The 14,238-nt window shown below is 72.1% G+C and carries 5 protein-coding genes; 2 read left to right on the forward strand and 3 right to left on the reverse strand.

What is annotated here, in order from left to right; genetic code table 11:
- Positions 1–35: 35 nt before the first annotated feature.
- Both ABZX79_RS29425 and ABZX79_RS29430 read left to right on the forward strand, forming a co-directional pair.
- Positions 36–353 carry an acyl carrier protein gene (locus ABZX79_RS29425; protein ID WP_355264209.1) on the forward strand — a complete coding sequence of 106 codons (318 nt, stop codon included), beginning with the start codon at positions 36–38 and terminating at the stop codon, positions 351–353.
- Complete coding sequence (locus ABZX79_RS29430; protein WP_355264212.1) at positions 350–1,693, forward strand: NAD(P)/FAD-dependent oxidoreductase; 1,344 nt, start codon at positions 350–352, stop codon at positions 1,691–1,693. The genes ABZX79_RS29425 and ABZX79_RS29430 overlap by 4 nt, the downstream gene beginning before the upstream one ends.
- Before the next feature lie 76 nt (positions 1,694–1,769).
- Here ABZX79_RS29430 and ABZX79_RS29435 read toward each other — a convergent pair whose 3' ends face one another.
- From ABZX79_RS29435 to ABZX79_RS29445, 3 genes are read right to left on the reverse strand one after another with little or no spacing between them, the layout of a single operon-like run.
- Positions 1,770–7,115 carry a type I polyketide synthase gene (locus ABZX79_RS29435; RefSeq protein WP_355264215.1) on the reverse strand — a complete coding sequence of 1,782 codons (5,346 nt, stop codon included), beginning with the start codon at positions 7,113–7,115 and terminating at the stop codon, positions 1,770–1,772.
- A 24-nt stretch (positions 7,116–7,139) separates the two neighbouring features.
- Positions 7,140–8,201 carry a ketoacyl-ACP synthase III family protein gene (locus ABZX79_RS29440; RefSeq protein WP_355264218.1) on the reverse strand — a complete coding sequence of 354 codons (1,062 nt, stop codon included), beginning with the start codon at positions 8,199–8,201 and terminating at the stop codon, positions 7,140–7,142.
- 59 nt (positions 8,202–8,260) lie between these two features.
- Complete coding sequence (locus ABZX79_RS29445; protein WP_355264221.1) at positions 8,261–14,185, reverse strand: amino acid adenylation domain-containing protein; 5,925 nt, start codon at positions 14,183–14,185, stop codon at positions 8,261–8,263.
- Positions 14,186–14,238 lie beyond the last annotated feature (53 nt).

Here is a 14,238-nt window from a genome sequence, read left to right on the forward strand (position 1 = left end):
CGGGGTGTCCCGCACAGCGCAGAAGGTGGATGGCGATGACCAGAGCGAAAGCCGTGAAAACCGCGAAGAGCAAGCAGAGCGAAGACGCCTACGCGTCCGCGCTCGTCGTATTCATCGGGGAGGAGTTCCTCCAGGGAGAAGAGGTGAAGCTCGACGACGTCACCCCCCTCATGGAGACCGGAATCCTCGATTCCCTGCGCGTCGCGCTTCTGCTGAGCTTCATCCGGGACGAACTGGGCCTCCATGTGTCACCGGCGAAGATCGACGCCCGGCACTTCCGGGACATCAGGACCGTCGCGGGCATGCTCGCCGAGCTGGCCGCGGACACCGCGGGTGAGGAGCGCGTCGCATGAAGACCGACTTCGACGTCGCTGTGATCGGCGGGGGCCCGGCGGGCTCGACCACCGCCTCCTACCTCGCCAGAGCCGGCCTGTCCGTCGCCGTTTTCGAGAGCGAGACCTTCCCGCGGCCGCACGTCGGCGAGTCCCTCGTGCCCGCGACCACGCCCGTCCTCAACGAGATCGGGGCACTGGAGAAGATCGACGAGGCAGGCTTCCCCAAGAAGTACGGCGCGTCCTGGACCTCGGCCGAGTCCCGCGACATCCCGCGCATGGGGTACAGCGGCCTCAGCCACGGCTGGACCGCCGACATCCAGTTCGTCGAGCGCAACCAGCCGGGCGTCGACCGCGACTACACCTTCCACGTGGACCGCGGGAAGTTCGACGCCATCTTGCTGCGGCACGCGGACGAGCAGGGCGCCACCGTCTTCAACGGGGTCCGGGTCTCCAAGGTGGACTTCACCGACCCCGACGCGGTCCGGCTCACCTGCCGGCTGGCGTCGAAGCAAGTGGACTTCACCGCGCGCATGGTGGTCGACGCATCCGGCCGCCAGACCCTGCTGGGCCGTCAGCTCGGGGTGAAGGTGGCCGACCCGGTCTTCGACCAGTACGCGATCCACACCTGGTTCGAGGGGCTCGACCGGCACGCGCTGGCCGGCGACGCCACGCAGGTCGACCACATCTTCGTACACTTCCTGCCCATCAAGGACACCTGGCTGTGGCAGATCCCCATCACCGACACGGTCACCAGCGTGGGAGTGGTGACACAGAAGTGGCGGTTCGCCGAGGCCAACGCCGACCGCGAGAAATTCTTCTGGGACTTCGTCTCCAGCCGCCCGGAACTGCACGACGCGCTGAAGAACGCCCGCCGTATACGCCCCTTCAAGCCCGAGGGCGACTACAGCTACGCGATGCGGCAGATCTGCGGCGACCGTTTCGTCCTCATCGGTGACGCGGCCAGGTTCGTCGACCCGATCTTCTCCAGCGGCGTCAGCGTCGCCCTCAACAGCGCGCGCATCGCCGCCCAGGACATCATCGCGGCGCACGAGGCCGGTGACTTCGCCAAGAAGCGCTTCGAGACGTACGAGACCAAGCTCCGCCGCGCGGTGAAGTACTGGTACGAGTTCATCTCCATCTACTACCGCCTGAACGTCCTGTTCACCGCCTTCGTCCAGGATCCCCGCTACCGTATCGACGTACTGAAGATGCTCCAGGGCGACGTGTACGACGGCGAGGAGCCCAAGGTCCTCCAGGCGATGCGTGAGGTGGTGGCTGAGGTGGAGAACAACCCCGACCACCTGTGGCACCCCTACCTCGGGACTCTCAGGGCCCCGGCCGCGGCGCCCGGCTTCTGACGGACGCACGCGGTCACCGCACACACAGGTCCGCCCCGGCGCTCCGAGCGCCGGGGCGGACCTGTGTGCGGCGGCGTCAGGACGCGGGCGTCAGCTCCTTCGTTCCCTCTTCCTCCTCCTCGGCCGGTGACAGCAGCTCGACCAGGTGACCCACGATGGCGGTCACTGTGGGCTGATGCCACAGCAGCGTGGCCGGCAGTTTCCGGCCGAACCGCTTCTCCAGACGGCGTCGGACGACGATGGTCATGACCGAGTCGAGTCCTTGTTCCACCAGCGACCTGCGGACGTCGAGGGAAGCCGTCGGCAGTCTCATCTCCCCGGCGATCTGCCCCGCCACCTCTTCGACGAGCCGCTCCCGCAGCTGCTCGGGCGGCAGATCCGCGAACGCCCCGGTGTCCTGCTGCGGGGCGGCGGCCGATGTGTCCTCCACCGCCACCTCACGCAGCACGGGCAGCCGCTCCGTCCCTGGCTCCACCGGCACCGTGCGCAGCACCGGATAGGAGCCGGCGCCGCGGCGCGCGGCGAACTCCCAGGCGCCGAAGGCCTCGGAGACCGAGATGTCGGTGACGCCGCGCTCGCGCAGCTCCAGATCGACCACCTCGTTGACTGCCATGCCCTGCCCGCGCCACGACGTCCAGGCAAAGCTGATCGTGTCCCCGCCGCCGTGCGAAGCGCCGCCGTACGACACGTCCGGGTCGTTGCGGTGCTGCGCGAGGGCGTCCAGGAAGGCGTTGGCCGAGCCGTAGCTGGCCTGGCCAGGAAGCCCGAGCAACTGGCCGCACGACGAGAAGAGGACGAAGAAGTCCACGCTGCCGGGCGGGAACTGGCCGTGCAGCACCCACGCCCCGTCCGCCTTGGGCCTCATGACCCGCCGCAGGGACGGCTCGTCCACCTCCCGGGCCATCCGGTTGTCCAGTACGCCGGCGGCGTGCACGATTCCGCAGATCGGCGGGAGGCCCAGTGCGTCGGGGGTGAGCCGGTTCGCGACCGCGTCGGCGTCGGCGACATCGAGGGCCACCGTGCGGACGGTGACACCACGGGCCTCCAGGGCACGGACCCCCTGGATGCGGCGGAGCGTGCCGTCGTCGGTGACGGTGTCCCAGTCGGCGCGCGGCGGCAGCGCGGCCCGCCCGGCGAGGACGAGGCGCCGGGCACCCCGCTCCGCGAGCCAGTGGGCGACTTCGAGCCCGAGCACACCGAGGCCGCCGGTGATCAGGTACGTACCGTCGGGGCGGCACGCGACCGGGGCGTGCGCGGCCTCCCGCTGTGTGCGTACGAGCCGCGCCGCGACGGCGGCGCCGTCCCGTACCGCGATCACGTCCTCGGCGGGGGCGGCCCGCAGGATGTCGAGGAGCACATCGGCCTCCGCCGCGTCGCCGGCAGCCACGTCGACCGTTCCGCCCCACAGTTCGCCGTGCTCCCCCGCGATCACCCGGGCAAGGCCCCACAGCGAGGAGTGCGCCAGCTGTGCCTCTTCGCGGCTCTCCCGGACGCCGCTGGTCACACACCACAGCCGCGGGAACCGCGCGGTGCCCAGGCCGGCCAGCAGCTGGGCCGTGCGCAGCAGCAGCCACGCGTGCGTGGCGGCCGCCTCGGGAGGCGAGCAGTCCGCCGTACCGGGGACCACGAGCACGTCGGCCGACCCGTCGAGGCCGTTCAGGCCCGCCAGTTCGCCAGGGTCCTCCACGGCCCGCAGCCGCCCGCCGCGCGCGGCGAGACGCCCGGCGAGGGTGGTCGCGAACGCGCCGGCGCCGTCACCGACAAGCACCACGTCGCGGTACGCCGGACCAGAGCCCGACGCCGGGAGGGTGAGGGGGTGCCAGGCCACCTCGTGCACCAGTTCATGCGGTTGTGCGGCCGTCGCGGTGTCCTGCCCGATGGAGCTGTAGCGCACGCCGGTGAGCGTGGCCACCACCCGGCCGGCCTCGTCCGCGACGAACACGTCGACCGTGTCCTGCCGCGGATCATGGACGACGTGGATGTCCACGTCCCCGGGGACAGCGCCGACCGTCCGCACGCGTCCCACCTGGGCGACCATCCGCAGGGCGGCCGGCCCGGGGTAGGCGGAGGGTGCGATCGACAGGGCAGCGTCGAAGACCGGGGCCCAGGTGGCGGGGGAGTGCTCCGGCTGCTCGGCCCGCACGCGGGCGCGCAGCGAGCCCTCGGCGCGCACGAGGTCGTCGACGGCCCAGTCGAACCCCATGGTGGGTACGCCGACCGATGCCAGGTGGCGCAGAATGTCGCCCGGGTCGGCGGGAGCCGCGTCGGCCGCGGGCCTCGGCAACCGCTCAGGCAGACCCGCCGCGGCGCCGTCGGGCCCGGCCGAGGCGGTGGTGTGGGTGAGCCAGACGCTGTCGCCGTCCGCCGCCCTGGAGGCGATCCGCAGCCCTGATCCGTCGCGTACGACCTGGAGTTCACGCTGCTCGGCCACGGTCAGGGGCAGTCGCAGCGCCACGTCGTCCAAAGCCCGTACGGTCTCCTCGCCGCCGTCGAGGGCGCCGAGGAATGTGTTGAGGAGGACGGCCGCGGGCACGATCTCGGTCCCGTTGATGGTGTGCGAGCCCGGGTAGGGGCGGTTGGTGTCGTCCAGCTCGGTGCGCCACAGGCGCAGCGACCCGCCGGCCACCGGGACGGGAGCGCCGCGCAAGTCGTGGGCGTCCACGTCGTGCTGGTGGCCCTGGCCCGACCCGTGGAGCGTGGTCTCGCGCCAGTGCCGGGTACGCTGCCAGGCCACCTGCGGCAGCGTGACGAGCTCGCCCGCGGGCTGGAGCCTCGCCCAGTCGACGGGGATGCCGTGGCAGTGCGCGTCGGCGAGCGCGACGAGCAGGGAGAGCTGCTCGGACTGATTGCGGCGCAGCGTCGATCCGACGAAGGCGTCCTCGATGTCGAGCTCGGAGAGGGTCTCGCCGATCGAGTGAGCCACCACAGGGTGCGCGGAGACCTCCAGGAATGCCCGGTGGCCATCTTCCGCCGCCGCCCGGACCGCCGCCGCGAGCCGCACCGGGCTGCGCAGATTGGTCGCCCAGTACGCGCCGTCCGCGGCCGGTGTCGTCCGCGCGTCGGGCAGCGCCGTGGAGTACATGGGGATGGCGGGCTCGCGCGGCGTCAAGTCGGCCGCCGCCGCGGCCAGTTCTGTCAGGAGCGGGTCCATGTGGGGGCTGTGGAACGCCACGTCGGAGGCGACCTTGCGTACCTGCACGCCCGCGGCCTGCCACTCCTCGAACAGGGCCGCTATCGCGTCACGGTCCCCCGAGACCACGGTGGAGCCGGGGGAAGCCGAGATCGCGGCGACCGCGTCGGTGCGCTCCGCGAGTCGCTCCTGCGTCTCGTCCATGGACAGGCTTGCCATGAACATCGCGCCCTGCCCCGCCACCCGCCGCAGCAGCAGCGAGCGGCGGCAGATCAGCCGCGCTCCGTCCCGCACGGTGAGCGCACCGGCGGTGACGGCCGCCGCGATCTCGCCGACGGAGTGCCCGACGACGGCGCTCGGCACGGCGCCGTGGGAGCGCCAGACGGCGGCCAGACCGATCTGCATGGCGAAGATCATGGTCTGGACACGGTCGACGGACTCGAAGTCTGCGTCGGTCAGAACCTGCCGGGGCGAGAAACCGATCTCCTCCAGAAAGACCGACTCCAGCTCGTCGACCGCGGCCGCGAACACCGGCTCGGACTCCAGCAACTCCCTCCCCATACCGGCCCATTGAGAACCGTGTCCAGAGAAGACCCACACTGTTCCCCGGTCGGCCGCTGTCGTGGCCGACGTGCCGGTCAGGGCCTCGCGCGACTCCTCCCCTTCGGCGACGATGCGCAGCTTGGCAGCGAGGTCCTCCCGGCTTCCCGCGACGATCCCGGCCCGTACGTCCAAGTGCGAGCGGCGCAGCGCGAGGGTGTGACCCACTGAGACGAGAGGGGTGTCGCTGCCCGCCCCCGTCAGGAACTCGGCAAGGTCGCCCGCGTAGGCGCGCAGGGCCGCCGGTGACTTCGCGGACAGCGGGAACAGCCGGTCGGGGGCCTCCCGCAGGACCGGCTGGGCGGCGTCCCGTGCGGCTTCGGTGTCACCGCCCTCGGTGGCGGGCTCGGTGGCCTGCTCAAGGAGAATGTGCGCGATGGTGCCGCCGTACCCGAAGCCCGAGACACCGGCCCGGCGCGGGCGTCCCCGCCGGGGCCAGGGCGTGGGCTCTGTGACGACCCTCAGCCCGTTGCCTTCCCAGCCGATCGCGGGGTTGCCCTCGGTGAAGTTGAGGCTGGGCGGGATCTCGCCGTGGTGCAGGGCGAGGGTGGCCTTGAGCAGGCCGGCGACTCCGGCGCCGGCCTCCAGATGACCGATGTTGGGCTTCACGGAGCCGATCAGACAGGGGTCGCCGACCGGCCGGCCGCGCCCGTACACGGCGCTGAGCGCCCCCGCTTCGAGCGGATCGCCCAGGCGTGTACCGGTGCCGTGTGCCTCGATGTAGTCGACCGAGCCCGGCTCGATGCCCGCACGGCGGCACGTCTCCTCCAGGAGCGCCTGCTGCGCACTGCCGCTGGGCGCCATGATCCCGTTGGTCCGCCCGTCCTGCTGGACCGAACTGCCGCGGATGACGGCGAGGACGCGGTCCCCGTCGCGCTGGGCGTCGGAGAGGCGCTTGAGGACCAGTACGGCCCCGCCCTCCCCGCGCCCGTAGCCGTTCGCCGAGGCATCGAAGGGCTTGCTGCGCCCGTCGGGCGATGTGGCGCCCGCGGCCTCCAGGGTCACCGAGAGACCGGGCGCGAGAATCAGATTGATGCCGCCGACGAGGGCCACCTCGCTCTCTCCCGCGCGCAGGCTCTGGCAGGCGAGATGGGTGGCCACGAGCGAGGCCGAGCACGCGGTGTCCACGGCCAGGCTGGGTCCGCGCAGATCCATCGCGTACGAGATGCGGTTGGCGGCCGCGCACATCGCGCTGCCGATGCCGGTCCACGCCTCGATGTTCGGCAGGTCCTCGAGGAGCCGGCGGCCGTAGTCGTCCGAGCCGACGCCGACGAAGACCCCCGTGTCGCTGCCGGCCAGGCCGGTGGGCGGGATCCCGGCGTGCTCAAGCGCCTCCCACACCACTTCGAGCAGGATCCGCTGCTGCGGATCCATCAGTTCGGCCTCCCGGGGGGTGAGGCCGAAGAACGCGGCGTCGAACCCCTCCACCTCGCCCAGAAAACCGGCGGGCAGGTCGGCGCGCCGTACCGCCGACGCGTGATCGGGGCCGAGTTCGCGGTACGCGCCCCAGCGGTCCTGGGGCATCCGTCCGATGCCGTCCCGGCCGGAGAGCAGCAGATCCCAGTACGCGGCGGGGGAGTCGGCCGCACCGGCGAAGCGGCAGCCCGCGCCGATCACGGCGATGGGTTCGAGGGGGGCCGGGGTGCGGCTCCCGTTTCGGTCGAAGGTGCTTGAGTCAGATCGCGTAGGCACGACTGGGTCGTCTCCTTGCTTTGGTTAGCCGCACCACGGTGCGGGCTGCAGGATGCGCACGACCGCGGCGGAGAGGGTGACCCCGGGGCCGACGCCGAGCATGAGGAGGTGGTCACCGGGGCCGAGCTCCCCCGTGGTCAACAGGTGATCCAGGGCCACGGTCTGGTCGCTCGCACCGAGATGGCCGACCGTCCGGCCGAACTCCCAGACCGACTTCTCCAGAGGCAGTCCGAGCGCACCCATGCAGCGCTGCTCGACGATCTCCCGCGAGTAGTTCATATAGGCGACGCGGGTGACGTCGCCCATCGTGATGCCCGCCTCCGAGAGAGTCCGCTCGACCACTTCCAGCGTCTTGACGTGCACCTGGACCAGGGCGGCGGTGCCCCCGCCGGTAGCGGCGGAGCGCCGCTTGTACTCGGCGTTGCGCGCGGTGAAGTCGAGCGCCCGCCCGACGGTCGGACCCGGCGGGAACAGCGGCTCGGCGCCGCGGTGCATCTCCTCGGCCTCCGCCACGGTCAGCGAACCCACCGACAGAAGCTCGGCGAACGCCGGTTCACCGGTGAGTACGACGGCACTGGCGGCGTCCCCGGTGACGTAACCGGGCCCCATCCGCCAGCGGTCCATCATCGGCGTGCCGAAGTTGTCGGAGGAGACCAGCAGAGCGGTGGACGGCCGCTCGCCGTCGCGGGACGTGGGCCGGCCCGCCAGATACCCGGCGGCCAGCTCCAGCGCGCCGAACATGCCGTTGCAGCCTTGCCGCACCTCCATCGAGAGCACATCGCCGCCGACCAGGTGGCGCTGGAGGTAGTACTGGGGCTGCCAGCCGTCGGGCCCCTGGTGCCACGAGTCGGCGTAGAGCAGCAGATCGGTGTCGTCGGGGCGGTGTCCGCAGCGTTTGTACGCGTCCTGGGCCGCCCACAGAGCCATCTCGGGGGCCGGTGTCCGCCCGGCCACCGCGGCGCCTGCCAGTTCGTGCAGCTCCACGTCCTCGGCCGGATAGAGACCTTGTGCGACGGCCTCTTCGATGCCGACCGTGCGGGGCAGGAAGACTCCGAGCCCCTTGATGTATGTCCCGGGCGTCCGCAAGGCGCCTCGCCTCCTCGTTGGTCGGGCCCGCGGCGCACTCGCGCGCGGGATGAGCTCGCTCAGATCCGCCCGGCGACCGTTTCGAGGACGCGGACCAGCTGTGCGAGCAGCCGTTCGGCGTCCTGCCGGGAGAACAGGCCGGGCCGGTGGCCGAGCCGCAGCTTCAGCGCGGGGCCCGGCACGGCGGCCAGGCGTAAGGGGTAGTGGGTGCCGTCCTCGACGTCGAACCCGGCGAGCCGCAGACCGCCGGGCAGCGCCACGTCCGCCGGGTCGAAGGAGGTGCTGACGAAGGAGATGGCGGTGTCGAAGAGCTCGCCGCCCCGGCGCGGGAGCGCCGCCGCCGTCCCGTCGCGCGCCGCTTGCCGCTGGATGTCGCCCAGGCCCAAGTGGTGATGGGGCATCAGGTCCGCCTGCTCCCGTTGCAGCCGGGCCAGCAGGTCCGTCAGTGGCTCGCCCACGCGCAACCGCAGCCGTACCGGCACGGTGTTCGTGAGCAGGCCCACCATGCCCTCGACGCCGGGCAGCTCCGGCGGGCGCCCGGACACGGACGACCCGAAGACCACGTCCTCGCTCCCTGTCATCGTGGACAGCATCAGACCCCAGGCGCCCTGCACCGCGGTGCTCACGGTGAACCCGTGGGCGTGGGCGCGCGCTGTCAGCTCCCCGGTCAGTGCCTCGTCCAGTACGTGCGTGACATGGTCCTGCTGCGCGGGGGCCGCGTCCGGGGCGCCGACCGCGACATGGGTGGGGCCGGCCAGCCCTTCGAGCGCGGCCGCCCACGCGTCTCGGGCCTCCGTGAGGTCCTGGGCGGCCAGCCAGGCCAGATAGTCGCGGTACGGGGCGGCGGGCGGCAGGTCCGGGCGTACGCCGCCGGGCGCGTACAGCGTGAACAGCTCGCGTACCAAAGTCGCCGTGGACCAGCCGTCCCACAGAATGTGATGGGCCGTCAGTAACAGGCGGTGGCTCTCATCGCCCCGTCTCAGGAGCGTGAACCTCATGAGGGGCGGCGCCGCCATGTCGAACCGGCTGGACCGCTCGGCCCGCGCCAGGAGCCGTGCCTGTCCCTCGCGCTCCTCCTCCGGGAGGGCCGACAGGTCATGCTCCGCCCACGGCAGCGTTACGTCGTCGCACACGACCTGCACCGGCTCGGCCGTGCTGTCGTGCCGGAACGCCGAACGCAGCGCGGGATGCCGGTCGAGCAGCGCCTCCCCGGCCGCCCGCAGCGCCGCCCGGTCGAGGGGGCCCTCCAGGTCGAAGCAGAGCTGGGCGGCGTACGCGTCGACGGTCTGCGCGGACAACAGGCTGTGAAAGAGGAAGCCCTCCTGCAGCGGGGAGAGCGGCAGGACGTCCGACAGTCGCGGGTGCCCCTCGGTGAGCGTGTCGATCTCGTCCTGCGAGAGCCGCACGAGTGGCAGGTCGGAGGGCGTGGGACCGCCGGTGCCGCCCTGGCTGCCGTACGCGACGAGACCGCTGAGCGCCGCACGCCAGAGCTCGACCAGCTCCTTGACCGACGACTCGGAGATCCGCCCGCCGTCCCAGCAGACCGTGACGTCCAGCTCGGCCCCGGACGGCCGTTCACGGCTGACCGCCACGAACTCCACATCGAGCGACAGGCCCAGGGCGGGCGAGGCGGGCGCGAAGGAGAAGCAGCCTTCCTCTCCGGTGGGCAGCCAGTCCCCCCGGCCGCTCCCGTCACCGACCGGCAGCGACCCACGGTGGTGGAAGGCGAAGCCCGGCGTATCGGCGTCCGTTGGCCTGCGCCTCCCCGCGGGGCGGTCCTGCGGGGAGGGCCCCAGGGACACCCCGGCCGCCCGCAACTGCTCCTTGACGCGCTTGACCGCCGGGCCGAGGGCCGGACCGCCCGCGCACACGTCGTCCCAGCCGACCGGCCCCGGATCCAGCGCGACCGTACCGCCCTCGGTGAGCGGCCCGACCGTCCTTTCGAGGCCGGCCTCCGCCGCGTCGCCGGTACGGTCGGGCCCCGTCACGTCGGCGACCACTGCCGCCTGCGCCGTGCCGGTGCGGCGCAGGCGCCACTCGGCATACGCCAGAGCCAGACCGGTCACGAGCAGGTCGGTGGGACCGGCCCGGAAGAGGGCCGGAAGAGTAGTCAGTACGGACCCGAACTCCTCCGGCGCCAAAAGCAGTTGGCGCTTGAGTGGCCAGCCCGGCGAGCCCTGTGTGCCGACTGCCTCACCTTGCCGTTCGAGAGGCGCCCGCTCCGGCGGGCCGCCGCCCGCGTCGGCCTTGGGCTGCCGCAGGGCCGCGGAGCGCAGCGACGTACCGGCAGGTTCCGAGCGGACCGGCCGCCCGGAGCTCAACCGCGCCCAGGCCGCGGCCAGGTCGTCGAGCAGGATCCGCCACGAGGCGGCGTCCACGACGAGCGGGTGCACGAGGAGCAGCAGACGCCCCGCGTGCCCGGCCCCGGCGTCGAACCACACCGTCTGCACCACTCGGCCCTCGGCGGGTGAGAGCCGGGCCCCGGCGGCGGCCCTCTCCGCCTCCACCCGGCCCTCCACGGCCTCCGCGTCCAGGTCGCCGACCGCCACCCGGGTCAGGACGGAGTCCACCGGTACCGCCGACACGGGCAGCGTCCGCGCCTCCCACTCGCCGGCGGCGGAGACGGAAAGGCGCAGCCGCAGCGCGGCGTGCCGTCCGACGAGCGCACCCACCACTTCGGCCATCGTCTCCCGCCCGGCCCCGGGCGGCACTTGGAGCAGCAGCGACTCATGACGGCCGGTGAGCGGAACCTGCTGCTCCAGCAGCCGCGCCATGCCTGGAGTGAGAGGGAAAGGACCAATGTCGGCGTCGAGAGGCTCGGCCTGCGGGCCGTCCGTAACGGCCACGCCGACAACGGGCGCCAGGCCGGCGACCGTCGGATGCGCGAACACATCGGCGAGGGCGACCTTCAGACCGGCCCGGTGCGCTCGGGAGACGAGCTGGAGCACCGCGATGCTGTCGCCGCCCAGGTCGAAGAAGGAGTCGTCGACGGAGATCCCCTCCACCCCGTCGACCCCGTCCGCACCGTCCACCCCGAGTACTTCGGCGAACAGGGCGCACAAGGTCTCCTCGCGCGCCGTGCGGGGCAGGCGCCCCGCGGCGGACGAGAAGTCCGGCACGGGCAGCGCGCGCCGGTCCACCTTGCCGTTCGGTGTGACCGGCAGCGCGTCGAGCAGGACGACGGCGGCGGGCACCATGTGGGCGGGCAGCGAACGCGCCGCGAGCGCCCGCAGTTCAGCGGGTTCGGGCGGCTCGGTGCCGGGCGCCGCGACGACATAGGCGGCGAGTTGCCGCCGCCCCGGGCGGTCCTCACGCACGGCGGCCACGGCCGCCTCGACCCGATCGTGCCGAGCCAGCGCCGCTTCGATCTCGCCGAGCTCGATCCGGAACCCGCGCACCTTGACCTGGTCGTCGGCGCGCCCCTGGTACTCGAGGCCACCCCCGTCCACCCGCCACCGTACGAGATCGCCCGTCCGGTACATCCGCGAGCCGGGCGGACCGAACGGGCAGGGCACGAAGCGTTCGGCGGTCAGTTCCGGGCGCCGCAGGTAGCCCCGGGCCAGGCCGGTGCCCGCGAGGTACAACTCGCCCGTGACGCCAGGCAGCAGCGGAGCGAGTGAGCCGTCGAGCACGTACGTCCGCGTGTTGGCGATCGGGAGGCCGATCGGCGGGGGGCCCGGGCCGTCCAGGGCCGCACTCACGACGGAGGTGACTGATGCCTCCGTCACCCCGTACTCGTTGAACATCCGCCGGCCGGCCGACCACCGCTCGAGGACCTCGGCGGACAGCGCCTCCCCGCCCGTGATCAGTACCTGCGGCTCGGTCAGGCCCTCCGGTGACAGCTGCGCCAGGAACGCCGGTGGAATCGCGGCGTGCGTGATGCGCCGTGAGCGGAGCAGCGAGGCCAGGGCCTCTGCGGACAGCGTGTTCCCGTCCGGGGCGAGCACCAGGCGGCCGCCGGCGCAGAGCACGGGCCAGATGTCCCCCATCGCGACGTCGAAGCCGGGAGAGACCAATTGAAGGACCCGGCTGTGCGCGTCGATCCCGTAACGGGCGATGCGGTCGGCGACGAGATTGCGCAGTCCGTCGTGGACCACGACCACGCCCTTGGGAGTGCCGGTGGATCCGGAGGTGTAGATCACGTAGGCGGCATGGTCGGGGGCGAGGTTGTCATGTGCGGGGGCAGCCGGGGCGCCGACCGTCGCGGCGGGCCCGGCACCCGTCAGTATTCCGTCCTCGTTCACCAGCACGCGCGGCGCCCCGCCGGGCAGCAGGGGCTGCGTCGCGGTGTCGGTGATGACGCACGCGGGGGCCGTGTCGTCGAGCATGTGGGCGATGCGCTGCGGCGGATGCGTCGCGTCGACGGGTACGAAGGCCGCGCCCGCTGTGAGAACGGCGAGCATCGCGGCCACGAGCGCCGGAGAGCGTGGCAGGGAGAGCGCCACGAGATCACCGGGACCGATGCCCCGTGCGGCGAGATGACGGCTGATCAGGCCGGCCCGCGCGTCGAGCTGGGCGTATGTCCAGGTGGTCCCCTCATGCTCCAGGGCGACGCGCTCCGCGGACCGCGCGGCCTGTGCGCCGACCGCCTCGGGTACGGTCGGCGCGGGTACCGGGACGGTGGTGTCGTTGCGGCGTACGAGCAGTTCGTGGCGCTCGTCGGGAGAGAGGACGTCGACCGTGCCGACGGGCACCCCGGGCCGGGCCGTGACGGCCCTGACAAACGCGGTGAGCCGCTCCTGATGGCCCCGCAGGGAGCCCTCGTCGTGGAGCTCCGGATTTCCTTCGAAGACGAGGGACACGCCCTCGCCGTCGGTGTGTGACCGGACACTGAGGAACAGATCGAGGCACGGCCCGGACGCCAGGTTGTGCGAGGTGGCCTCGATGCCGCCGAAGCGTAGCGGCCCGCCGAACGGCATGAAGTTCACGATGGGCCCGAGGAAGGCACCGACGCCGTCCTCCACCGAGCGGGCACGGTGCAGGTCCTCGATGCGGAACCGCTCGTGCCGCAGAGCGGCGGCGACCTCCGTCGTCATGTCCCCCGCGAGCCGCGACAGCGTGGCGGCAGGCGGGACGTCGATGCGTACCGCGACTGTGTTGGTCACCATCGCCGGAGTACGTCGCGACGCGGCCGTGCGGCGACCCGTCACGGGAACGCCGAGGATCACGTCCCGGCGGCCGGTGACCCGGTGGACGTAGGCGGCGACGGCGGTCATGAGCAGTAGGTGCCAGGTGGTTCCGGCCTGCTCCGCGGCCTTCTTCAGCTGGTCGAAGTCGGAGCGGGACAGCGGCTGCGACCGGCGCAGCCGCAGCATCCCGGGCGGCAGCGGCGCTCCGGCGCCTCCCGGCACCCGCATGGGCTCGGGAGTGTCCTCGAACCGCTTGAGCCAGTAGCTCCGGTCCTCGGCGAACGCGGGCGACGAGCGGTAGGACGTGTCCTCGTCGAGCACGGTCGACAGCGGTGCGAATGCGGCGGGCACCTCGGAACGGTTCTCGGACAGCGCCGAGTAGATCTCGGCCAGCCGCTGCCCGAGGAGGTGAACGCCGTATCCATCAATGACGACGTGGTGGATGCGGTAGTAGAAAATGAACCGGGTGTCCGCCAGTTTCAGGAGCGCGAAGGAAGATATCGGGCCGCTGTCCAGGTCGACGGGACGGGACACTTCCTGCCGCATCCAACGCTGAGAATCCGCTTCCGGATCCGGCGCGGAGGTGAGGTCGACCAGCACCGGCTCGACGGCGTGCGCCGGGTCGAGGACCTGCCAGAGTCCGTCGTCCTGCACTATCGAACGGATGCGTACGACGTCCGCCTCCGCCCGCAGCAATGCCCAGGCTGATCTGAGGAGTTCCACGTCGAGCGGGCCATCGATGGTGATGTACTCCGCGCAGTTGTACTGCTGGCCGGTGGAATCCAGCTGATGCGCGAACCAGACACCCTGTTGACCGGCGGACAAAGGCAGGCGTATTGCGTCTCCGTCGACCATTCCCAACTCCGTAGCTGCATAGCTCATTTGAGTACCGGCAAAAGGTCACCCTG

Origin of the sequence: Streptomyces sp. NPDC002994 (assembly GCF_040611155.1) — a bacterium.
Taxonomy (GTDB): Bacteria; Actinomycetota; Actinomycetes; order Streptomycetales; family Streptomycetaceae; genus Streptomyces.